Raw genomic sequence first — 22996 nt, 5'->3', positions numbered from 1 at the left:
CGCACGGCGGCAGGTCAACGCGAGCCGCGCCTGAAGCGCATCCTGTCCTTCAGGCGGCCTCAGCGGCGGCGTTTAACTGATATCCCGTTGACGTCACTGGCTGCTAAGTGATTTGCCAGCGCCCTTACCGCTTTTATCGAAAGCCTGCCGCGATCGGGCAATTCCCCCCGCTTTATCCAGGGATTAGCGTTTTTCTTCCAGGGTGAAGGCGATACCATATTTTTTAACTTTATACTGCACAGCCCCACGCGACACCCTTAACTCCCTGGCCGCTTTCGCCACGCACCCCTGCGCACTTTTTAACGCTTCGATTAAAAGCTCGCGCTCATATGCTTCGAGTTTTTCCGCCAGGGTTGCGCTGTGATTAAACCTTTTTGCCCCAGCCTGTTCCACTGAACGCTTTATCTCTGTTTCTGGCTGGGTGGGAAAGCTACTGACAACATCGGTTTCACTGTTAAAGATCAGCTCTTCCAGCGGTCCCGTTTTTTTCTGAAGAATCAGGCTGCGCACAATAACGTTTTCCAGCATTCTTACATTTCCGGGCCAGTCGTGTTCCACCAGTTGTTTTTCAACCCATGCCGGGAAAGGATAAACCTCCCTGTTGCTGCTGGCCTGATGTTTGGCCATAAAGTGACTGGCAAGCGGAATAATTTCATCTTTCCTCTCCCGCAGAGGCGGGATAACAACCATGCCTATTTCAAGCCGGTAAAAAAGATCGGCGCGCAGTCTTTTTTGTCTGATCATTTCATAAGGAGATTCGTTCATTGCCGCGATGATGCGGATATCCGCCTTTAGCTCTTTATTCCCTCCGACTTTCCAGAACGTTTTCTCCTGAAGAAAACGGAGAATCTTCCCCTGAACGGCAACAGGCATGGCATTTAACTCATCCAGAAAGAGTGTCCCGCCATTGGCAAGCTCCAGGTAACCCCTGGTATTCTCTGCCCCCGTAAATCCGCCCTTCACTGTTCCAAACAACGTGCTCTCTATTAATGTTACCGGCAGCGCGCCACAGTTAAGCGCGATAAAGGGCTTATGCCGCCGAGGGCTATGGTCATGGATGAAGCTGGCGAGCAACTCCTTTCCTGTCCCTGTTTCGCCCAGCACCATGACGGGTACACTACTTGCGGCCAGTCGGGATGCGCGGTCAAGAACCTGCCGCATTGAATGTGAGTTACAGATAATTTCCCGCTGTTCGCTTTTCTCTTCACCAAAAAGTTTTTCATTCAGTTCGGATAAATTTCGCTGCAATTTCCGGTAGCGGGAAAGATCCTGACCGGATTCGATGACCCCGATAATTTTACCGGAAGAGCTAAAGAGCGGGACGGTGGTATGCTGATAATCAATAAGTTTACCGCTTGACGTAAAATAGCTTTTCTGATGACCGATTGATTCTTCGCCATACTGTAAGGCCCTGAGCATTTCATTATCCTCAGCCAGAATGGACGGAAACGCACTTAGCATGTGCTTGCCCAGCACCGCCTGACGCTGACATTCATCGAGTTCGGCATTTTCCTGATTGTAATAAATATGCTGGCCTTCCGCATTCAACACGGAAAAAGGTTGTCCAAGCACATCAAAAAAGCGGCCAAATACGTTAAGTGCGATGGCTAATTCCGGTTCAATATTTGCTTTCATCCCCCCGCCTCTCCCTGAATAAAGATTAATCACTGCGCTTAAATTTAAGCATGTTGCTGAATGCTGAGCAGCTTGTTTTTCTAAAACCCAAGCCATTTCAGCATGTTAATGAAAAACAGAATATGGCATGCGTTTTGCTCCAGCACTCTGGTACTTAAGCAGAGTAGCCGACTCAATGTGAATGAAGAACCTTTGATTTATCACAGCAGCCAACCATTCATTAATAAAGGAACGCTTTATGGGCTTAAATAGCAGCAAAGGGAAAATGGGAATATCACAAATCGCCTTGTTTTGCATGTGCGCGGTGATTGTCCTTGAAACGCTAACGGCTTCGGCCTCAATAGGACCCAGCGGACTTTTCTGGTGGGGCATAACCCTGGTATTTTTTATTGTTCCTTATTCGCTCATTACTTCGGAACTGGGCACGACCTATCCGGCTGAAGGCGGTATCTATGACTGGATACGCCGGGCATTTGGCGCAAGAATGTCTACCAGGGCGGTTTATTTATACTGGCTGGCGGGAGGATTATGGATGCCTGCCGGATATATCCTTTTCGCTGGCATGTTTGCTCGCGTGTTTATGCCGGAATTATCCCTGATGGGGCAGGTCGTGATTGTTCTGGTTATGAGCTGGCTGACGATCGCCTTTATCAATTTTAAAACCAGCGTAGGGATCTGGCTAACCGTATCTGGCGCGGTGTTTAAAATTACAGTGATAATGATCCTCGGCGTGGCGGGTTTTTACCATCTGTTTATGCATGGCCCGGCTAACGAATTTTCACTGCAAACCATGCTTCCCTCCGCCTCATCCGGTATCGGCTTCCTGGCCGTCATTGTATATAACCTTGTCGGTCTGGAACTGGTTGCCTGCATGGGAAAAGAGCTACGTAACCCCGTCAGAGATATGCCGCGCGCCATTTTGCTTGCCTCGCTGGCAATCGCTTTTCTGTATGTCTTTGGCTCAATGGGGATCCTGATGGCCATTCCCCTGGCAAACCTCAATCTGGTTTCAGGCATCGTAGATGCGCTTGGTCCGTTGCTTGGCGAAGGCAGCCCCCTGATTATTCTGGTGTGTCTCTTTTTTATGCTTTCTATTATTGGCAACCAGGTTACATGGGCGATGGCGCCCAGCCGGGCTGCTGCGGAAGCGGCCAGAGAAGGAGAATTACCCGCCTGTATTGGCCGCTGGCATCCTGAAAATAATACCCCTTACTGGGCCAATCGTATTCTTGGCATCGTTTCGACGGTGATTACGCTGGTCTACGCCTGGTTTGCACAGGGTGATAACGCCAGTATGTTCTGGTCTGTTTTCTCTTTCTCAAGCGCCTGTATCATCATCAGCTACCTGCTGTTCTTTGCCTCCTTTATAAAATTGCGCCTGTCCGATAAATCCACGCCAAGGCCATTTAAAGTTCCGGGCGGCATACCTGTCGCTATAGGCTGCTCATTATTATGCATGGCATTTATATTCACCTGCGCGCTGTTATTTATTTTCCCTGACCTGCCAAAAGGCGTTGTCGACTGGAGCCATAGCGGTCCCATTCTGACCGGCGTTGTCCTTGTATTGATCGTAGGGGAGATGATTATTCGTCGGGCTGAAAAAGCCCATACCCGGCTTAACTACGCCACAAAGTAAATTTCCGCCTATTTTCATGCGTAACCACCAGGTTAATCATGAGGCGCAACGGATAAATACTATTCAGAAGGATCATCTTTATGAAATCAGAAAACGTAAAGTGCCCTGTGCCCGCTATATACACCAGGCATCATCATTTTCATCAGGAGACAGCAGCATGATTGAGGTAACGGAAGTTTCAATTGCTGAGCTGCGTAAAGCGCTTGAATCTGGCCAGACCACGGCGGTGGAACTGGTCAAAGCCTATCTGGCTCGTATCGACGCCTATAACGGACCTGAGACCGAGACTAAACTGAATGCGGTCGTGGTTCGTAACCCTGATGCGCTGAAGGAGGCCGAAGCCTCAGATGCACGCCGCGCGCGTGGTGAGGTTCTGAGTCCGCTGGACGGCATTCCTTATACGGCCAAAGATAGCTATCTGGTTAAGGGAATGACCGCGGCTTCCGGCAGCCCCGCCTTCAAGGATTTGGTCGCGCAATACGATGCATTTGCCGTCGAACGTCTGCGTAATGCCGGCGCCATCTGTCTGGGCAAGACAAACATGCCGCCGATGGCTAACGGCGGCATGCAGCGGGGCCACTACGGCCGAGCTGAAAGCCCTTATAATGCGCGCTATCTCACCGCCCCCTTTGCCTCTGGCTCGTCCAACGGTGCTGGCACGGCTACAGCCGCCAGCTTTGCCGCTTTTGGCCTGGCAGAAGAGACGTGGTCAAGCGGTCGCGGTCCCGCCTCAAATAATGGTCTGTGCGCCTATACGCCTTCACGCGGCGTCATCTCCGTCCGGGGTAACTGGCCATTAACACCGACGATGGATGTGGTCGTCCCCTACACCCGCACAATGACCGAATTACTCGAAGTTCTGGATGTTATTGTTGCTGACGATCCCATTACGCGTGGCGACCTGTGGCGCCTGCAACCCTGGGTGAAGATTCCTAAAGCATCTGAAGTACGTCCTGCCTCCTATCTGGATCTCGCTGCCGGCAACGATACCCTCAGGGGCAAGCGTTTCGGCGTGCCGCGGATGTTCATTAATAAAGATGATCTTGCTGGCACCAGTGAAAATCCTGGCATTGGCGGGCCGACCGGTCAGCGCATCCACACCAGGGCCTCGGTCATCGATCTGTGGGAATCCGCGCGTGAAGCTCTGGAGCGGGCTGGCGCTGAAGTCGTGGAAGTGGATTTTCCGCTGGTTTCAAATTGCGAAGGCGATCGTCCCGGCGCGCCTACGGTGTTTAACCGGGGCATCGTCTCACCTGAATTTCTCAACGATGAGTTATGGGAACTGTCAGGCTGGGCATTCGATGAGTTTCTGCGCGCCAACAACGATCCGCATCTGAATAAACTGGCTGACGCCAATGGACCTCTTATTTTCCCACACGATTTAGGCACGCTGCCGAATCGCGAGGGCGATCTGGCCGCCGGTATGGAAGAATATGTCAATATGGCCAGACGGGGTCTCAAGTCATATAACCAGATCGCCAGCATTCCGGATGGCCTGCGTGGTCTTGAGAAAACCCGCCAGCTGGATCTGGAAGACTGGATGGATGCACTCAGGCTTGACGCCGTGCTGTTCCCTACCGTGGCGGATGTGGCGCCAGCAGATGCCGATGTTAACCCTGCGTCGGCTGACATCGCCTGGAGCAATGGCATCTGGGTGGCTAACGGTAACCTGGCCATTCGCCACCTGGGCGTGCCTACTGTCACTGTTCCTATGGGCGTGATGGCTGATATTGGTATGCCTGTAGGGCTGACTATCGCTGGCCGCGCCTATGACGATAATAATTTGCTGCGTTTTGCCGCAGCCTTTGAAGCAACAGGCAGCAGACGTCTGATCCCACCGCGTACACCGCCGCTAAAAAAATAATACAGGGGGCAAACCCTCTGGAACCCTGTCATCCGGGAAATACTTTTCCATCCCGGATACTTTTTCGGTGCATGATTCAGCCTGAGCCCGGTACTGAACCAGACTCAGGCTTATCTTTCTTCAGGTCAGGGTTCTCCGGTTGGACAAAGGCAGAGCAGCTCAGATAGTGTCTTTCGCTGCCTGTTTTCCTGAGCATAAAAACAACAAACCCCTACTGGCTGGATACGCAGCTTTCAGGGTTCAGATTAGTAAGGTGGCTTTGTTTTATTGCGCGGCCGCTTAGCTCCGCTTCTTTTCGATGCGTCCTGCCGGCTCTTTCGCCAGCAGCGAGACCAGCGCCGGTCCCACCAGCATCACCACGCCCAGCGTGCCGATCAGCAGCGCGTTATGGACATAGCGGGAAACAATGAACAACGTCATCATCGCCGCGCCAAAGTAGTAGGTGGTGGTGGCCTCTTCAAGATAATCACCGATGCTGCGCAAACGAACACTACGCTGTAGGACCAGCATGGCGATAAACACCAGCGCATAGGCGGCTACCAGCGTGCTGCACACTTCGGTCAGAGCCTTATGCTTCCAGCCCCAGACCAGCGCGGCAATCACCAGCGCGTGCATGGCTATATGCACGCAGGTTTGTCCGGTGATGATTTGAACACGATTAGACCATTTCATTCTTTTCTCCTGGCAGACCCAACAGGTCGCCCAAGTGCAACCGGCACAGGCCGGTAACGGTTTCCTCAATGTAAAGCAATTTTCAGATAACGCCCTAAATTTCCATCCTTATCCGCACCCGTTTGTGACAAAGACTACACTTTACTTCTGTTGCTGATGAAAAGGAGTGCGTCGAGAGTATGCCACAAACTAAGCAAGGATTTTCCCTTAAAGTCCTGACGATTAACACCCACAAGGGATTTACCACTTTTAACCGCCGTTTCATCCTGCCGGAACTCCGTGAGGCCGTACGCGCGACATCGGCGGATATCGTGTTCCTGCAAGAGGTGATGGGCACTCATGCCATCCATCCCCTGCACCATGAAAACTGGCCTGGCACGCCACACTACGAGTTTCTGGCCGACACCATGTGGAATGATTTCGCCTACGGACGTAACGCCGTCTATCCGGAAGGACATCACGGGAACGCGATTTTGTCACGGTTTCCCATTCTGGAGTACGAAAATCGTGATATTTCTGTGGCGGGCAGTGAAAACCGCGGCATGTTGCACTGCCAGATTACGCTGCCGGAGCCGCACGGCACCCTGCACGTTATTTGCGTGCATCTGGGGCTAAAAGCGTCGCACCGTCATGCGCAGATGAAAATGATGTGCGATATGGTGGCCTCGCTGCCGCACGACGCGCCGCTGGTGGTGGCGGGCGATTTCAACGACTGGCAGCTGCGCGCTAACCGCATTTTGAAACACGGCGCGGGATTAAAAGAGGTGTTTAGCATGAAGCACGGCCGTCCGGCGCGCACCTTTCCGGCCCGCTTTCCGCTGCTGCGCCTTGACCGCATCTATGTGCGCAACGCGACGGTCAGTCATCCCTGGGCGCTGCCGCGCAAACCCTGGTCGCATCTGTCAGATCACGCCCCGCTTGCCGTGGAGATCCATCTATGAATTTTGAATGGCAAGAAGGCAACAAGCTGCGCCTGCTGGAGAATGGCGAAGAGTTTTTCCCGCGCGTCTTTGGCGCTATTCAGCGCGCCGAGCGAACGGTTTTGCTGGAAACCTTTATCCTGTTTGAAGATGACGTGGGCAACGCGCTGCACCGCGAACTGCTGGCCGCCGCGCAGCGCGGCGTAAAAATAGAGGTGATGGTGGACGGCTACGGCTCGCCCGATCTCTCCGATCAGTTTGTCAACAGCCTGACCGCTGAAGGCGTGCGTTTCATCTACTACGATCCGCGCCCGCTGGTGATGGGAATGCGCACCAACGTCTTCCGTCGTCTGCACCGTAAAATTGTCGTGGTGGACGAAACCATCGCCTTTGTCGGGGGCATTAACTTCTCCGCCGAGCACAACACCAGCTACGGCCCGGAAGCCAAGCAGGACTATGCGGTTGAGGTGAAAGGCCCGATTGTGGCTAATATTACCGCCTACGTACGTCAGGCGATGGGCAGCGAAGCGGTCACGCGCCGCTGGTGGGGAGGCCGTTCGCATCGCCCCGCCGTTAACACGACGCCCGGCAACGCTCAGGTGCTGTTTGTGTATCGCGATAATGACGAGCATCGCGACGACATTGAAAAGCACTACCTCGATATGCTGCGCACCGCGAAACAGGACGTTATTATCGCCAACGCCTACTTTTTCCCCGGCTATCGCCTGCTGCGCGAGATGCGCAGCGCGGCGCAGCGCGGCGTCCGGGTCAGGCTGATCGTGCAGGGCGAGCCGGATATGCCCATCGTTAAGGTAGGCGCGGAGTTGCTCTATAACTACCTGGTCGATGCGGGCGTCGAGGTTTATGAATATATTCGCCGCCCGCTGCACGGCAAGGTGGCGATTCAGGATCAGCAGTGGTCTACCGTGGGTTCCAGCAATCTCGATCCGCTGAGCCTGTCGCTTAATCTCGAAGCGAACCTGATTGTTTACGATCGTGACTTTAACCAGACGCTGCGCGACAACCTGGAGGGCCTGCTGGCGCGAGACTGCCAGCGCGTTCAGGAGGATCGCTTGCCGCCGCGCACCTGGTGGCAGCTCACCAAAAGCGTGGTTGTTTTCCACTTCTTACGTCATTTCCCGGCGATTGCAGGCTGGCTCCCCGCTCATACTCCCCTGCTTGCCCAGGTCGATCCGCCAAAGCAGCCGGAGATGGAGACGCAGGACCGTGTCGAAACGAACAATGAAGGAGCGAAATCCTGATGGCGAAAAAACACCCAGGCTGGAACCGGGCGAAGAAAGTACTCACCTGGCTCTTTTTTATCGCGGTGATTGTGCTGCTGGTGGTTTATGCGCGCAAGGTGAACTGGGAAGACGTCTACAACGTTATCGTTAACTATAACCGCTTTGCCGTGCTGAGCGCGGTAGGGCTGGTGATCCTGAGCTATCTCACCTATGGCTGCTATGACCTGATTGGCCGCGCCTACTGCGGCCACAAACTGGCGAAGCGGCAGGTTATGCTGGTGTCGTTTATCTGCTACGCCTTTAACCTGACGCTGAGCACCTGGGTCGGCGGCGTGGCGATGCGCTATCGGCTCTATTCCCGGCTTGGCCTTAACAGCGGCACCATTACGCGCATCTTTTCGCTGAGTATCGCCACCAACTGGCTTGGTTATATTTTGCTGGCGGGCGTGGTCTTCAGCGCTGGTATGGTGCCGATCCCCGGCGGCTGGTTTATCGGCGAGACCACCCTGCGCATTATCGGCGTGGTACTGCTGATCACCGTCGCGGTTTACCTCTGGGCCTGCGCCTTTTCTAAACGCCGCAAGTGGACCATCAAGCGTCAGACGCTACAGCTGCCGTCGCTGCGCATGGCGCTGTTTCAGTTTGTGGTCTCATGCGCTAACTGGCTGGTTATGGGGGCGATTATCTGGCTGTTGCTGGCGCGGCAGGTGGATTACCCCATCGTGCTGGGCGTGCTGCTGATCAGCAGCATTGCCGGCGTGATTATTCATATTCCCGCCGGGATCGGCGTGCTTGAAGCGGTGTTTCTGGCCCTGCTCAGCGGGCAGCACGCCTCGCACGGCACCATTATCGCCGCGCTGCTGGCTTACCGCGTGCTCTATTTTATTTTACCGCTGCTGCTGGCGCTGGTGCTCTACCTGATTCTGGAGAGCCGCGCGAAGCATTTACGTGAGAAAAACGAGCAGAAACTTCAGAAGAGCGCCTAGAGAGGCCTCTCTGCCCCTTCTCATCAGCAGAAGGGGCAGAGCCTGGGTTAACGGCGGCTGCCGAAAATACGCAACAGCATCAGGAACAGGTTAATAAAGTCCAGATAGAGCTTCAGCGCCCCCATAATTGAATAACGGCGCAGCGACTCGCGATCGCGCACGTCGATCTGCTCGCCGATCTGGCGCAGCTGCTGGGTGTCATAGGCGGTCAGCCCCACAAAGACCACCACGCCGATATAGGTAATCGCCCACATCAACGCCGGACTTTTCAGCCAGAAGTTCACCAGAGACGCCAGCAAAATGCCGATCAGCGCCATAAACAGCAGGCTGCCAAAGCGGCTCAGGTCGCGTTTAGTGGTGTAGCCGTAAAAACTCATCGCGCCAAACATCCCCGCCGTAATAAAGAAGGTGCTGGCGATTGACGTTGCCGTGTAGGCAATGAAAATACTGGCCATCGTTAATCCCGTCAGCGCGGAATAGAGCATAAACAGCGCGGTGGCCACCGCGCCGCTCAGACGATTCACCAGGCCAGAGAGCACAAAGACCACCGCCAGCTGCGCGATGATCAGGCCGAAAAAGGTCATACGACTGGAAAAGATAAAGAACATGATGCGTTCATTTCCTGCGGCATACCAGGAAACAAACGCGGTCAGCAGCAGACCGCAGGTCATCCAGCCGTAGACCTGCGCCATATAAGTTTGCAACCCGCTTGTGGCGGGCTGCACCAGAGAATCATTGCGTGGATATCGATCCATGACGCACCTCGTGTTGATGAACAGGGTCGGAAACCCGACAGACATAGTTCAGTGTGGCACAGCCCGGCTGAACTGCGCCACAATGCGCGCCCTAGCGACGCGATAAACACTGCTGATAGCGGCTATCGACACGCTGCGCGAACCAGGCCGTGGTCAGATTGCGGGTGATTTTCGGGCTTTCCAGCTTAATACCGGGCAACATTTCGCGCGGCAGCGGGCGACCGGCCATCTTGTCCGCCAGCGCAAACACCTGCTTCCACAGCGTGCTGTCGCTGAAGCTCGCCTGCTCCCCTTTCTCTAAGTCGCGACGAATAGCGCTGTCGCTCATGTCGATCTGTTTCGCCAGAGTGCGCACCGCCAGCTCAGTCGATCCGGCTTTGTCTGAGCCATAGAGGATCAGATCGCCATCCAGCGCCAGCTTCATGCCGGTCGCGCGCGCCACCGCCGCCTGAAACGCCGCGTTGCGACTGGCATACCAGCCCGCATTGAAATCAGCAAAGCGGTAGAGCGGCTTGCTGTAGTCCGCCGGATAGCCAAGCAGATGCATGATGCCGAAATACATGCCGCCGTGACGGGTAAAGACCTCGCGGCGGATCGAGCCGTCCACCGGCCACGGATAGCCTTTGGCGTGAGCCTCGGCAAAGAGGATGCTGACCTGCATAGGACCGCCGGTATGGATCGGATTGAGATTGCCAAACAGCGTCTGCCCCATCGGCACCATATCAATAAAATCGTCGAAAATGGCGCTCAGCTCTTTTTCGCTGCGCACTTTGTCGAGCCGCGCCGCATAACTCTCCCCGTTAGAAGATTTAATCATCAGCGCGGTGCGCACAACAAAGGCAGGCACGTGCACCTTCGCGGCTCGGCGGTCGATTTCGCCCCAGGCGATTTTCGGCAGGCCGGGGACGGCGGCTTCCGCGCTGAAATTTGACTCCTGGTCCGCCACGGCAATAGCCGCGCACAGATTGCTGACGCTGGGATCGATCTGCTGGGTGCGGAACGACGTATAGATGTCGGTCGCCCAGCCGGGCTTGTCGCTGACGTGCGCGGGCAGCAGGCGCTGGATCTGCGCCTTGACGTCGGCAGGCTGACGTACCGGCGCTTCGGGTGTTTTTTTGCTGCTACAGCCCGCCAGCACCAGCGCGGCGAGCAGCGAAAGACGCTTAAGGGATCCTGAAACTGACATACCTGTCCTTGCGTGAAAACAAAACCTTACCTTAGCACCGAAGCGCGGGCGCGCCATCAGACAGGGTGTAAATTCCTTTGCCAGCCGTCGCGCTTGCGTATCGCAGGTTCTCAGCCAGGCTCAGATTTTCTCGCATAAAAGGAAATTGTGATGCAAAAACTCTGGATCGGCGCCGCCGTCGCGCTGCTGCTCAGCGGATGCGGCGCGAATAATACGCCTGCACAGGTCGCTTCGCCCGGCGCGCCTGTCTCAACGAAAATGAAAACCCTGGGGGCAGGCGCGGATCTGTTGCAGTCGCGTCCGCCCATTGACGCCATCAATACCTATCTGGACGGCTTCCACTTTTACAACGGCGACCGAAACGGCCAGATGGAGGCGCATCACTACGTCACGGTGCTTAACGACGATGTGATGCAGGCGGTGATATACGACGGCAACACCAAAGACGCGCGCCTGATGGGAGTTGAATACATTATCAGCGCGCGGCTCTATCAGACCCTGCCGCCGGAAGAGAAGAAGCTGTGGCACAGCCACGACTATGAGGTGAAATCCGGCACGCTGATAGCGCCGGGCCTGCCGCAGGCGGCGGATCACGCGCTTATGGCGCGCATCGCCAATACCTACGGAAAAACCTGGCACACCTGGCATACCGATCGCGACAAAACGCTGCCGACGGGCATTCCGGCGCTGATGATGGGCTTTACCGCCGACGGCCAGCTGGATAACCGTCTGCTGGCCGACCGCGACAAACGCTTTGACGTTGACAGCCGTAAGATACGGGCATCGCGCGCCGATATTGTCGCGCAGCCGGTCTTGCCGGGCGCAAATGCGTGGCAGCGCGGCGAGGTAATCCAGCTAAAACGCGTCTCAGGCGGCGGCGAGCACCGTCACGGCCAGACCAGTTTTGGTCCAGCGGAGCAGCTCAGCAAGCCTTAATCCCAGCGCTGCGCGGCCTGCTGGTCGCTGTCGCGGGCGTCAACCCAGCGGTCGCCCTGTTCGGTGGCTTCGCGCTTCCAGAAAGGCGCGCGGGTTTTAAGATAGTCCATGATAAATTCCGCAGCGGCAAAGGCGCTGCTGCGGTGCGCGCTGGTCACGCCAACGAATACGATCTCATCGCCGGGAAAGAGTTCGCCGATACGATGGATCACGCTCACGCGCTGCAACGGCCAGCGGCTGCGCGCCTCGTCGACAATTTCCCGCAACGCTTTTTCCGTCATGCCCGGATAGTGCTCCAGCGTCAGCGCAGCCACGCTGTCGCCCAGGTTGTGATTGCGCACCTTGCCGGTAAAAGTCACCACCGCGCCGTCTGCGTCGGAGGTAGAGAGCCAGGCGTATTCGTCGGCCATGCTGAAAGGCGCTGCGCCGACGCGGATCTGCGTTGCCATCTTAGCCTCCCGTCACTGGTGGGAAGAATGCCACCTCGTCGCCCGCTTTCAGCGGATGCGACAGCGGCACCAGCGTCTGATTAACCGCCGCCAGCAGCTTGCCGGAATCGAGGGCCAGCGCCCAGCGGTCGCCTTTTTGCGCCAGCGCGCCGCGCAGCGCCGCCACATCGCTAAATTCATCGGCGACTTGCAGCGCGCCAGTGCCGACCAGCTCGCGCACCTGCGCGAAAAACAGCACGTTAATCATGGGCCACCGCCTGAAAATCGCCGGATTTGCCGCCGCTTTTGCTCAGCAGCCTCAGCTGGTCAATGACGATGTCTTTCTGTACCGCTTTGCACATGTCGTAGATAGTAAGCGCGGCCACAGAGGCGGCGGTCAGGGCTTCCATTTCCACGCCGGTTTTGCCGCTCAGGCGACACAGCGAGGTGATACGCACGCGCTGATGCTCCGGCTCGGCGACAAGGTTGACTTCGACTTTGCTCAGCATTAGCGGATGACACAGCGGGATCAGCTCCCAGGTGCGCTTGGCGGCCTGAATACCGGCAATACGCGCGGTGGCGAAGACATCGCCTTTATGATGGCTGCCGTCAACGATCATCTGGAGCGTCTCGGCGTTCATCAGCACCAGCGCTTCGGCGCGCGCTTCACGGGTCGTTTCCGCTTTGGCCGAGACGTCAACCATATGGGCTTCGCCTGCGGCGTTAATGTGGGTCAGTTGCATGGCTTACAGCTTCTTTAAGTGTGAAACGAAATTACAGGGAGCGGTACGGGCGTCAATCTGGTCGGCAATAATGCGCTCCCAGGCGCTCTCGCAGGCGCTGGTGGAACCCGGCACGACGAAGATCAGGGTGCCGTTTGCCATACCGGCCACGGCGCGCGACTGAAGCGTCGATCCGCCAATGTCCTCATACGAGAACATGCGAAACAGTTCGCCGAACCCGGCGATCTCGCGATCGAACAGCGGCTGTAGCGCTTCAGGCGTGTTGTTTTTGGCATTAAAGCCGGTGCCGCCGTTCACCACCACCACCTGTACATCCTGGCTGGCGATCCAGCGCGACACGATGGCGCGAATACGGTAGCGGTCTTCACCGACGATCGCGTGATCGACCACCACATGCCCGGCTTCGCGCGCCGCCGCGCGCAGGTAGTCGCCGGAGGTATCGTTGCTGGCGTCGCGCCGATCGGAAACGGTCAGCACCGCCAGGTTGACCGGAATAAATTCACCCGTAGATTTGCCCATTACTCGCTCCTGAGATTAACCGCCAATGAAGGAAAGGTTCTGCGTAATACCGGTATTGCCCTGATGCAGAAAGTGCGTTTGCTTCTTCTCGCCGAGGCTGTGGGCGATGCGCGCCTGCAACTCCGCCTGCTGACTGTCGGAAACCAGCAGATCGCGCAGCGGCACGCCGCTGTCGCCAAACAGGCAAAGATGCAAATTACCGTGCGCCGAGACGCGCAGACGGTTGCAGCTGGCGCAGAAGTCACGCGAATAGGGCATAATCAGGCCGATCTCGCCGACATAGTCAGGATGGTAGAAGACCTGCGCCGGACCGTCGCTGCGGCCGCGCTCGCGACGCTGCCAGCCCTGCGCCACCAGCTGGTCGCGAATGACCGCGCCGGAGACGTGCTGCTGGCGAAACAGCGTCCCGCCCTCGCCCGTTTCCATCAGCTCGATAAATCGTAGCTGAATAGGACGCGTGCGGATCCAGTCCAGGAAGGTTTGCAGGCTGCGGCTATTGAGGTCGCGCATCAACACGCTGTTGACTTTGACCTGCTGGAAGCCAGCGTCAAAGGCCGCGTCGATGCCCGCCATAACCTGGTGGAACTTGTCCTGTCCGGTGATGGCGTGGAACTGGCGCGCATCAAGACTGTCTACGCTGACGTTCAGCGCGGTAAGACCGGCTTCGCGCCAGGCGGCGACGTCGCGCGCCAGCCGATAGCCGTTAGTGGTAACGGCAATCTGGCGAATCGCGCGGTTCTCACGCACGGCGGCAATAATGTCGGTAAAGTCGCGGCGCAGCGACGGCTCTCCGCCGGTCAGGCGCACTTTTTCAGTGCCTGCGGCGGCGAAAGCGCGCGTAACGCGTCGAATCTCGTCGAGCGAAAGGAAACTTTTGTTGCGCACGCCCTGAGGTTTATAGCCGTCGGGCAGGCAATAGGTACAACGGAAGTTACAGACATCCGTTACAGACAGACGCAGGTAATAAAACCGACGTGCAAATGCATCAGTAAATTGTGACACCAGAACACCTTTTCCAAGTACGGGAGATGCAGGCATTTCTTTCTGCACCCTGGCAGCGCGCTGGCTGCGGCCTGAATCCCCTATCTGTTGACTTAGGCATTCAGGCTTTGAGTGTATGTGGCCCAACACGGGCGACATGGTGGATAAATGGTAGCGCGATTTTGCTAAACCATCATCAAATAATTACGCTATATATCTTGATATATAACGATTTTTCGCCGCATTTTCGCGGCAGTACGGTTAACATAGCCGCTGAAACCCCTGCCGGTACGGCAAGATAACAGCGGGTGTAAAGAGGAAATATGAACCGAACTTTGTCAGACCTCGATCGCGTAGTGGCGCTGGGCGGCGGACATGGCCTGGGACGCGTGATGTCGGCACTTTCGCCGCTGGGTTCACGCCTGACCGGCATTGTCACCACCACCGACAACGGCGGCTCGACAGGACGTATTCGCCGCTCGGAAGGCGGCATCGCCTGGGGCGATATGCGTAACTGTATTAATCAGCTGATTACCGAACCCAGCGTAGCCTCGGCGATGTTTGAATACCGCTTTGCCGGCAACGGCGAACTGGCCGGGCATAACCTGGGCAATCTGATGCTTAAGGCGCTGGATCATCTGAGCGTACGCCCGCTGGAAGCGATCAACATTATTCGCAATCTGCTTAAGGTAGACGCGTTTCTGATCCCCATGTCAGAGCAGCCGGTGGATCTGGTGGCGTTAGACAGCGAAGGCAATATGGTTTATGGCGAAACCGACATCGACGCCATGAAACAGCCGCCGCAGGAGCTGATGCTGCATCCGAACGTCGCGCCGACGCGCGAAGCGCTGGACGCCATCGCCGAAGCGGATCTGATTCTGATCGGACCCGGCAGTTTTTACACCAGCCTGATGCCGATCCTGCTGATGGAAGAGATGGCGCGCGCGCTGCGCCGCACGCCGGCCACCATGGTTTTTATTGGCAATCTGGGCCGCGAACTCAGCCCGGCCGCCGCCAGCCTGACGGTCGCCGATAAGCTGGCCATGATGGAGAAATATATCGGCAAGCGGGTCATTGACGCGGTAGTGATCAGCCCGGCGGCCGATACGTCGGGGGTGGAGAATCGCCTTATCGTACGCGAACCGCTGGAGGCCGCCGATATTCCCTATCGTCACGACCGCCAGCTGCTGCGCGTGGCGCTGGAGCACGCTATTCAGCGCTTTAGCTAAGCCGCTATGAGGCGGCGATAAAGAGTTCGCGCAGCTGATGCAGCTGGTCGCGCACGTTTGCCGCCTCTTCGAACTCCAGATTCTGCGCGTGCTGCTGCATCTGAGTTTCCAGCTCGTGAATTTTCTTCTGTAGCGCCTGCGGACTGAGCGCCATATAGCTGGCTTCCGCCTCGGCCGCGCTGCGGCTGCTGTTTTTGGCTTTGCCGCGCGTTTTGACCACGTTCTGTCCCAGTTCCAGGATGTCGGTGATTTTTTTGTTGAGCCCCTGCGGCACAATGCCGTTCTCTTCGTTGTACTTCTGCTGCTTCTCGCGACGACGCTCAGTCTCCTCAATAGCGCGCGCCATCGAGTTAGTGATCTTGTCCGCGTAGAGGATCGCCTTGCCGTTAACGTTACGCGCGGCACGTCCAATGGTCTGGATCAGCGAGCGTTCAGAGCGCAGGAAGCCCTCTTTGTCGGCATCAAGGATCGCCACCAGCGACACCTCCGGCATATCCAGCCCCTCACGCAGCAGGTTGATCCCCACCAGCACGTCAAACTCGCCGAGGCGCAGATCGCGAATGATCTCCATACGCTCGACGGTATCGATGTCGGAGTGCAGATAGCGCACCTTTTCACCGTGCTCTTCCAGGTATTCGGTGAGATCTTCCGCCATGCGCTTGGTCAGAGTGGTGACCAGCACGCGCTCGTTAATGGCGACGCGCTTGCGGATCTCCGACAGCAGATCGTCGACCTGCGTCGCCACCGGACGCACCTCCAGCAGCGGATCGAGCAGGCCGGTGGGACGCACCACCTGATCGATCACCTCGCCGCCCGATTTTTCCAGTTCATAATTGCCCGGCGTGGCGGAAACGTAGATGGTCTGGGGCGCCAGCGCCTCAAACTCTTCAAACCTGAGCGGTCGGTTATCCAGCGCCGAAGGCAGACGAAAACCATACTCCACCAGCGTCTCTTTACGCGCGCGGTCCCCTTTATACATGCCGCCGATTTGCGGAATAGTGACGTGAGACTCGTCGACGATCAGCAAGCCGTCGGCAGGCAGATAGTCAAACAGCGTCGGCGGCGGCATACCTGGCCCGCGCCCGGAGAGATAGCGCGAGTAGTTTTCGATACCAGAGCAGTAGCCCAGCTCGTTCATCATTTCCAGATCGAACTGCGTGCGCTGCGTCAGGCGCTGCTCTTCCAGCAGCTTGTTATTTTCCAGCAGCACCTTGCGGCGATCCGCCAGCTCGTCTTTGATCTCTTCCATCGCCTGCAAGATGCGTTCGCGCGGCGTAACATAGTGCGTTTTCGGATAGATGGTAAAGCGCGGGATGGTGGACACAATCTGCCCGGTGAGCGGATCGAACAGCGACAGCCGTTCCACCTCTTCGTCAAAGAGTTCCACACGCAGCGCAATGTCTTCCGACTCTGCCGGGAAAATATCGATAACCTCGCCCCGCACGCGGAAGGTACCGCGCTGGAACGCCTGGTCGTTGCGGGCATACTGCAACTCCGCCAGGCGACGCAAAATGCTGCGCTGGTCGATAATCATTCCGCGCGTCAGGTGCAGCATCATTTTCAGGTAGAGGTCGGGATCGCCCAGACCGTATATGGCCGAAACCGAGGCCACTACGATGACGTCGCGCCGCTCCAGCAGCGCTTTGGTCGCCGACAGACGCATCTGCTCGATATGTTCGTTTACCGAGGCGTCTTTTTCGATAAAGGTGTCGGAGCTGGGAACATAGGCTTCGGGCTGATAGTAGTCGTAATAGGAGACGAAAAATTCCACCGCATTATCGGGAAAAAACTCTTTCATCTCGCCGTACAGCTGCGCCGCCAGGGTCTTGTTAGGCGCCAGCACCATCGCCGGCCGGTTCAGGTCAGCGATCACGTTGGCGACGGTAAAGGTCTTGCCGGAGCCGGTTACGCCGAGCAGCGTCTGATGGGCGAGACCATCTTCAAGCCCCTCTTCGAGACGACGAATCGCCTCTGGCTGGTCGCCGGAGGGCTTAAAGGCGGAATTTAGTTTAAAGACTTTACTCATGACATGCGGTTCCTGCTGAAGAATACGGCGGCTAGCCGAGTCATTTTACTCTGCCGTGGCGATTTTGCCAGAAATTAATACTGGATAAATCACCAGTAACGCGGCAGAGTGAAGGGATGACGCAACACTCTGCTTAAGACGCAATAACGAGGTGACAACATTTTCGCTGTTGCGCAAGGTTATCCCCAGCCGAAGCGGACTAATAACATTTGTCAAGAGAACGTCATGAAATTTCAGCTTGATGACGCAGCGGAAAAATCTCAGGCTTGTTTTTTATTAACTCGCTGTTTATAAAGAAAATATGTAAAAAGCCCAGTTTCTCAGCATTATGTAACCAGGCCGCGTATTTCCTCGCTTGCGCTCTGTTTTCATTGTCTAATGCACAAGGTTATCCACAGGAATAGTGGATAACTACAGGCAGCCCTTTCACCATCGGCTGTGCATAATTTTTTACCGTTAAGCCATCCGCGAGAAAAATTTTTTTTTCCGCTTAAATTCCTGTCAGAAACGCTGCCGTTAGCTATGCTTTTTCAGCGCAGCGCTGGATTTTCGTCCAGCCCTCCCGGCTTTTAAGACCAGACATAATTCAACGGGCTGCCTTGTTGCAGCACGCTTGCACCATAAACGTCAAGTCACTGGCACCGTGAAAGTGCAGCTGCCTGATTACTTCCAGCAATTGTTAAGCAATTTTCATCAATAATGGGTTTTTTCCGCCCTTTTGCCCTGCGCAGAAGCCTAATCTGGATCTGGCCCAGGAATTGCAGGTTTATCCTGGAAGCCGTTTACAGGACGACATTTGCGATAACGCCACCGTTGAAGACTTGTTTGCCAGACGTCAAAGAGCGGAAGCATTCAGGCAAAATCTGGAAGAGGAGAGTCAGATGCTGAGTTTACGTTCGGTGAATCAGTTCTACGGTCAGAACCATATTCTGTGGGATGTGGATCTTGACCTGCCGCCCGGCACCTGCACGGGCGTGCTGGGCCGTCCTGGGATGGGCAAAACCACGCTGGTAAACTGCATAATGGGTCGCCTGCCGATTAACAGCGGCTCCATGACCTGGCAGGAAGATGGCTCCCCGCCGCGCGACCTGCTGCTGCAACCGGCTGAACAGCGCGCGCGCATGGGCATCGGCTATGTGCCGCAAGGCCGTCATATCTTCTCGCAGATGAGCGTGGAGGATAACCTGCTGATCGCGCTGCTGGCGGGCAGCGGCCAGAGCGATAAGCCGCACGTGATTCCGGAGATGGTGTTCGACCTTTTTCCTGCGCTCTATTCGCTGCGGCTACAGCGCAGCGGCGAGCTGCCTGTCGATCAGCAGCAGCAGCTGGCGCTGGCGCGCGCGCTGGTGCTGCGTCCCAGACTGCTGATCCTTGACGAACCTACAGACGGCATGTCGCCCTGGCTGGAAGAGGAGATGGGCAACCTTATCCGTCGCCTGAATCTGGATTACGGCCTGACGATTTTACTGCTGGAGCAGCGCGTTTCGCTGATCCGCCGCGTCGCCGATTACTTTCTGCTGCTGCACCGCGGCCGCAACGTGGCGCAGGGCCGCGTGGCCCAGCTGGACGATGTTACCGTCAACAAATGGCTGACGGTAAGCTGACGGCTAGCGCGGCAGCGTCAGGAAACGGCCGCAGTCCGCCTGCTGCGCCGCCTCCGTCAGCCAGGGAATTTCGCCGAGAAACGGCGCGGGAATGCGCTGTTTCAGCGTCGCCATATAAGCCTGATGACGCTTGCCCGGCGGCTCGATGTCGTTGGCGATCCAGCCAGCCAGCCGCAGGCCGCGCGCCAGCACCGCATCGGCGGTGAGCATGGCATGGTTAATGCAGCCCAGTTTCACCCCGACCACCAGAATCACCGGCAACTGCTCCTGCGCGACCCAGTCGGCATAGGTTTGCGTTTCCGACAGCGGCGTATACCAGCCGCCCGCGCCTTCCACCAGCACCCATTCCGCCTGCGACGTCAGCGCGCGCAGCCCCTGCGTCAGCGCCGCAAAGGTGATCGGCCTGCCCTCTTCCGCGCTAGCGATATGCGGCGAGGTCGGCTCAAGAAACGCCAGCGGATTGACCTGTTCATAGCTCAGCGTCAGGCTGCTGTAGCGCTGCAATGCCAGCGCATCGCTGTTGCGAATGCCCTCCGGCGTGACGTCACAGCCAGAGGCGACCGGCTTATAGCCTGCGGTGCGATAGCCTGCGGCGCTCGCCGCCTGTAGCAGCGCGCCGCTGGCAACGGTTTTGCCGACCTCGGTGTCCGTGCCGGTAATAAACCATTTCATCGTTGGGTGACTCCATAAAGCAGTTGATAGGTAAGACGATAGCCCTGCGCATCGCGCGGCCACAGCGTTTCCAGCTGCGCCAGCCGCTGCCGCGTCACCGGGGCGCCGTCACGGCCCTGATGCAGATGCGTCGCCCCGATGCCTTTCAGCGAGCGCATTGCGTCGAGCGCGCTGGGGAAATGCATCACCAGCGTCTGGGGAATAAAGCGCAGATTCAGCCCGTCGCCGGCCGCGCGCACCTGCGACTCGGTCAGAAAGCGATTGGCGTGCTCGCCCGCGCCCAGCGGCCGCCAGGCGTCATGCACCTCCTGCAACGAACCGGCCAGCAGCGTCGAAAACAGCATCACGCCATCGGGACGCAGCACGCGCGCGAAGTGCTGCAAAGCGGTGCGCAGATCGCTGCTCCACTGCACCGCCAGGTTGCTCCACACCCGATCCACGCTGCGACTCGCTAAAGGCAGCGCGTCAATATCGCCCGCCAGATAGCTGTCTGCCGCGTCGCGGCTGCGCGCCTGCCGCAGCATCTGAGGGGAGAGATCGAGCGCCACGACGCGCAGGCCGCGCTGCCGCCAGAGATGGCTGTACCAGCCGGTACCGCAGCCGGCGTCCAGCAGATCGCCGCCGGAAACGGGCGGCGCCAGCGCCAGCAGCGCATCGCCGCAGCGGCGCTGTAGCTCGGCATGCTGCTCGTAGTGGCTCGCCGCGCGGCCAAACGCGCGCGCTACGGCCTGTTTATTCACCCGCAGCGTCATGCAGCGCCTCCAGCAGCCGATCGATATCCTCTTTCTGATGCGCTGCGGTCAGGGTAATGCGCAATCGCGCCGTACCCGGCGGCACGGTCGGCGGGCGTATAGCGCTGACCCAGCAGCCCGCCTGCGCCAGCCGTTGCGACAGGGCTAACGCGGCGCCATTCTCGCCAACGATAAGCGGCTGAATCGCGCTTTGCGAGGGCATCAGCCTCCAGGGCAGAGCCGCGGCGCCGGCGCGAAAACGCTGAATATTGTCGTTCAGGCGCTGACGCAGCGCGTCGCCCTGCTGAACTTCATGCAGCGCCGCCAGCAGCGCGCTTGCCTGCGCAGGGGGCATCGCCGTTGAATAGATCAGGTGACGGGAAAACTGAAGAAAGTAGTCGGCGGCGGCCTCGCTGCACAGCAGCGCCGCGCCGCTGACGCCGAACGCTTTACCGAAGGTTACCACCAGCAGATCGGGTCTGACCCCCTGCTGCCAGCAGCTGCCCCGCCCCTGCTCCCCTACCACGCCGATGCCGTGCGCATCATCGACCATCAGCCAGCCGTCAGCGCGGCGCGTGGCGTCCGCTATCGCGGCCAGCGGCGCGCTGTCGCCGTCCATGCTAAAAATGCCTTCGGTGATGACTAGGCTGCCGCCGTCGCACGGCGTCGCCAGCCGCTGCGTCAGACTCATAACATCATTGTGGTGAAAGCGACGCAGGGTGGCAGGCGTATGGCTGGCGGCGTCAAGCAGCGAAGCGTGCGCCAGTTTATCGGCAATAAGCCGATCGTTTTTCTGCGCCAGCAGATGCACAACGGCCTGATTGGCCGCAAAACCAGAAATAAACAGCAGCGCGCGCGGATAGCCCAGCCATTCAGCCAGCCGCGTTTCCAGTTCTGCATGACAGCGGCTGTAGCCGGTAACGTGTCCCGACGCGCCCGCGCCGGGCGCGCCCTGACGCCACCCGGCGATGACCGCCGGATGCTGGCTCAGGCCGAGGTAGTCGTTACTGGAGAAGTGGCGGTAGGTGACCCCGTCGACCTCCAGCGTGCGGGTATCGTTGCGCGTCACCAGCCGTCGCTGCCGCCAGCCGTCAGCGGCGCGGCGCGCGTCCAGCGCCTGCGCCATGCGTGTCGAGAACGTCATTACACCGCCGCGTTGTAGAACTGGTCGGTATCGGCATGAAACAGCTGCTCACTCAGCTGCTGCTGCTGTTCGTTATCGCCATGCGCGGTTTGCGTATGCTCTGGATTGAGACCCAGCTTGCGGAACAGCAGCAGATCCTTATCCTCTTCCGGGTTCGGCGTGGTCAGCAGCTTGCAGCCGTAGAAAATAGAGTTGGCGCCGGCCATAAAACACATCGCCTGGGTCTGTTCGCTCATCTGCTCACGTCCCGCTGAGAGACGCACGTGCGAGGTTGGCATCATAATGCGCGCCACGGCGATGGTGCGGATAAAGTCGAACGGCTCAACGTCGTCATTATCGGCCAGCGGCGTCCCCTTCACTTTCACCAGCATGTTGATCGGAACGCTCTCTGGAGGCGTCGGCAGGTTTGCCAGCTGCACCAGCAGGCCCGCGCGATCGCTGATGGTTTCCCCCAGCCCGACGATACCGCCGGAGCAGACTTTGATACCGGCATCGCGCACTTTGCCGAGCGTATCCAGACGCTCCTGATACGAACGCGTGGTGATAATATTGCCGTAAAATTCCGGCGAGGTGTCGAGGTTATGGTTGTAGAAATCGAGACCCGCGCCCGCCAGCCGCTGCGCCTGATCGTCGCTCAGCGTTCCGAGCGTCATACAGGTTTCCATGCCCAGCGCCTTGACGCCCTGCACCATCTGTTCAAGGTAAGGCATATCGCGGTCGTTGGGGTTTTTCCACGCCGCGCCCATGCAGAAACGACTCGACCCCGCGGCTTTGGCTTTGCGCGCCGATGCCAGCACCTCCTGCACCTCCATCAGTCGCTCTGACTCCAGCCCGGTTTTGTAACGCGCGCTTTGCGGACAATATTTGCAGTCTTCCGGGCAGGCGCCGGTTTTGATCGACAACAGGGTGCTGACCTGCACCTGGCGCGGATCGAAATGCTGCCGGTGAACCTGCTGCGCCTCAAACATCAGCTCAAGAAAAGGTTTATCAAACAGCGCCTGCGCCTGCGCCAGCGTCCAGTGTTGTGCCATTGCTTACTCCAAAAAAAGGGTGTCATCCCGACAGTTAACGTGGTTATACTTGTA

The 22996-nt window shown here is 57.6% G+C and carries 22 protein-coding genes and 1 riboswitch; of the genes, 8 read left to right on the top strand and 14 right to left on the bottom strand.

The window, feature by feature from the left end:
• Positions 1–183: 183 nt before the first annotated feature.
• Complete coding sequence (locus tag BBB56_RS04810; RefSeq protein WP_123799308.1) at positions 184–1635, bottom strand: sigma-54 interaction domain-containing protein; 1452 nt, start codon at positions 1633–1635, stop codon at positions 184–186.
• A gap of 238 nt (positions 1636–1873) precedes the next feature.
• On the opposite strand from BBB56_RS04810, the gene BBB56_RS04805 reads away from it, so the two are divergent.
• On the top strand, positions 1874–3271 hold the full coding sequence (locus BBB56_RS04805; protein ID WP_123799306.1) for an APC family permease: 1398 nt from the start codon (positions 1874–1876) through the stop codon (positions 3269–3271).
• A 157-nt stretch (positions 3272–3428) separates the two neighbouring features.
• Positions 3429–5135: an amidase gene (locus tag BBB56_RS04800; RefSeq protein ID WP_123799304.1), complete on the top strand. Its 1707-nt coding sequence runs from the start codon at positions 3429–3431 to the stop codon at positions 5133–5135.
• A gap of 279 nt (positions 5136–5414) precedes the next feature.
• On the opposite strand, the gene BBB56_RS04795 is transcribed toward BBB56_RS04800, so the two are convergent.
• The gene (locus BBB56_RS04795; protein ID WP_123799302.1) at positions 5415–5807 is read right to left on the bottom strand and encodes a YbhQ family protein; all 393 of its coding nucleotides are present in this window, start codon (positions 5805–5807) and stop codon (positions 5415–5417) included.
• 179 nt (positions 5808–5986) lie between these two features.
• Between BBB56_RS04795 and BBB56_RS04790 the strand changes: the two genes are divergently transcribed.
• Genes BBB56_RS04790 through BBB56_RS04780 form a run of 3 tightly spaced genes read left to right on the top strand, consistent with a single transcriptional unit; the run spans position 5987 to position 8957 of the window.
• A complete protein-coding gene (locus BBB56_RS04790; protein WP_123799300.1) occupies positions 5987–6748 on the top strand; it encodes an endonuclease/exonuclease/phosphatase family protein in 762 nt (253 codons plus the stop codon).
• Positions 6745–7989 carry a cardiolipin synthase ClsB gene (clsB, locus tag BBB56_RS04785; RefSeq protein WP_123799298.1) on the top strand — a complete coding sequence of 415 codons (1245 nt, stop codon included), beginning with the start codon at positions 6745–6747 and terminating at the stop codon, positions 7987–7989. Before BBB56_RS04790 ends, clsB begins: the two co-directional genes overlap by 4 nt.
• Entirely contained in the window at positions 7989–8957 is a 969-nt protein-coding gene (locus BBB56_RS04780; protein WP_123799296.1) for a lysylphosphatidylglycerol synthase domain-containing protein, read from the top strand. The genes clsB and BBB56_RS04780 overlap by 1 nt, the downstream gene beginning before the upstream one ends.
• A gap of 47 nt (positions 8958–9004) precedes the next feature.
• On the opposite strand, the gene BBB56_RS04775 is transcribed toward BBB56_RS04780, so the two are convergent.
• Together BBB56_RS04775 and BBB56_RS04770 are read right to left on the bottom strand one after the other, a co-directional pair.
• Positions 9005–9712, bottom strand: coding sequence for a Bax inhibitor-1/YccA family protein (locus tag BBB56_RS04775; RefSeq protein WP_123799294.1), 708 nt, complete (start codon positions 9710–9712; stop codon positions 9005–9007).
• Positions 9713–9803: 91 nt separating this feature from the next.
• Entirely contained in the window at positions 9804–10898 is a 1095-nt protein-coding gene (locus tag BBB56_RS04770; protein ID WP_123799292.1) for a DUF1615 domain-containing protein, read from the bottom strand.
• Positions 10899–11048: 150 nt separating this feature from the next.
• Between BBB56_RS04770 and BBB56_RS04765 the strand changes: the two genes are divergently transcribed.
• Positions 11049–11834, top strand: a complete 786-nt coding sequence (locus BBB56_RS04765) for an OBAP family protein (protein ID WP_123799289.1) — start codon at positions 11049–11051, stop codon at positions 11832–11834.
• Here the strand turns inward: BBB56_RS04765 and moaE are convergent.
• The 5 genes from moaE to moaA form a co-directional block, all read right to left on the bottom strand.
• The gene (moaE, locus tag BBB56_RS04760) at positions 11831–12283 is read right to left on the bottom strand and encodes a molybdopterin synthase catalytic subunit MoaE (RefSeq protein WP_123799285.1); all 453 of its coding nucleotides are present in this window, start codon (positions 12281–12283) and stop codon (positions 11831–11833) included. The genes BBB56_RS04765 and moaE overlap by 4 nt on opposite strands.
• A gap of 1 nt (position 12284) precedes the next feature.
• Complete coding sequence (moaD, locus tag BBB56_RS04755; protein WP_123799282.1) at positions 12285–12530, bottom strand: molybdopterin synthase sulfur carrier subunit; 246 nt, start codon at positions 12528–12530, stop codon at positions 12285–12287.
• Positions 12523–13005 (bottom strand): cyclic pyranopterin monophosphate synthase MoaC, encoded by a 483-nt coding sequence (moaC, locus tag BBB56_RS04750; RefSeq protein WP_123799279.1) that lies wholly within the window; start codon positions 13003–13005, stop codon positions 12523–12525. The genes moaD and moaC overlap by 8 nt, the downstream gene beginning before the upstream one ends.
• Positions 13006–13008: 3 nt before the next feature.
• Positions 13009–13524, bottom strand: a complete 516-nt coding sequence (gene moaB, locus BBB56_RS04745) for a molybdenum cofactor biosynthesis protein B (RefSeq protein WP_123799277.1) — start codon at positions 13522–13524, stop codon at positions 13009–13011.
• A 15-nt stretch (positions 13525–13539) separates the two neighbouring features.
• A complete protein-coding gene (moaA, locus tag BBB56_RS04740; protein ID WP_123799275.1) occupies positions 13540–14526 on the bottom strand; it encodes a GTP 3',8-cyclase MoaA in 987 nt (328 codons plus the stop codon).
• Positions 14516–14652, bottom strand: a riboswitch (molybdenum cofactor riboswitch). Its footprint overlaps the gene before it by 11 nt.
• A gap of 176 nt (positions 14653–14828) precedes the next feature.
• On the opposite strand from moaA, the gene BBB56_RS04735 reads away from it, so the two are divergent.
• Positions 14829–15734 (top strand): gluconeogenesis factor YvcK family protein, encoded by a 906-nt coding sequence (locus BBB56_RS04735; protein ID WP_123799273.1) that lies wholly within the window; start codon positions 14829–14831, stop codon positions 15732–15734.
• Between the two features lie 4 nt (positions 15735–15738).
• On the opposite strand, the gene uvrB is transcribed toward BBB56_RS04735, so the two are convergent.
• Positions 15739–17760 (bottom strand): excinuclease ABC subunit UvrB, encoded by a 2022-nt coding sequence (uvrB, locus tag BBB56_RS04730; RefSeq protein ID WP_123799271.1) that lies wholly within the window; start codon positions 17758–17760, stop codon positions 15739–15741.
• Between the two features lie 881 nt (positions 17761–18641).
• On the opposite strand from uvrB, the gene BBB56_RS04725 reads away from it, so the two are divergent.
• Positions 18642–19364, top strand: a complete 723-nt coding sequence (locus BBB56_RS04725; RefSeq protein WP_123799269.1) for an ABC transporter ATP-binding protein — start codon at positions 18642–18644, stop codon at positions 19362–19364.
• A gap of 3 nt (positions 19365–19367) precedes the next feature.
• Here BBB56_RS04725 and bioD read toward each other — a convergent pair whose 3' ends face one another.
• Genes bioD through bioB form a run of 4 tightly spaced genes read right to left on the bottom strand, consistent with a single transcriptional unit; the run spans position 19368 to position 22942 of the window.
• Positions 19368–20036 carry a dethiobiotin synthase gene (gene bioD / locus BBB56_RS04720; RefSeq protein WP_123799267.1) on the bottom strand — a complete coding sequence of 223 codons (669 nt, stop codon included), beginning with the start codon at positions 20034–20036 and terminating at the stop codon, positions 19368–19370.
• Positions 20033–20788, bottom strand: coding sequence for a malonyl-ACP O-methyltransferase BioC (bioC, locus tag BBB56_RS04715; protein ID WP_123799265.1), 756 nt, complete (start codon positions 20786–20788; stop codon positions 20033–20035). The genes bioD and bioC overlap by 4 nt, the downstream gene beginning before the upstream one ends.
• Positions 20769–21911 carry an 8-amino-7-oxononanoate synthase gene (bioF, locus tag BBB56_RS04710; protein WP_123799263.1) on the bottom strand — a complete coding sequence of 381 codons (1143 nt, stop codon included), beginning with the start codon at positions 21909–21911 and terminating at the stop codon, positions 20769–20771. The genes bioC and bioF overlap by 20 nt, the downstream gene beginning before the upstream one ends.
• Positions 21911–22942, bottom strand: a complete 1032-nt coding sequence (gene bioB, locus BBB56_RS04705; RefSeq protein WP_123799261.1) for a biotin synthase BioB — start codon at positions 22940–22942, stop codon at positions 21911–21913. The genes bioF and bioB overlap by 1 nt, the downstream gene beginning before the upstream one ends.
• Positions 22943–22996: the final 54 nt, after the last annotated feature.

The organism is Candidatus Pantoea deserta (genome assembly GCF_003813865.1).
Classification (GTDB): Bacteria; Pseudomonadota; Gammaproteobacteria; order Enterobacterales; family Enterobacteriaceae; genus Pantoea; species Pantoea deserta.
The sequence above is the reverse complement of the archived record's forward strand: the minus strand, read 5'-3'. Positions and strand labels throughout refer to the sequence as shown.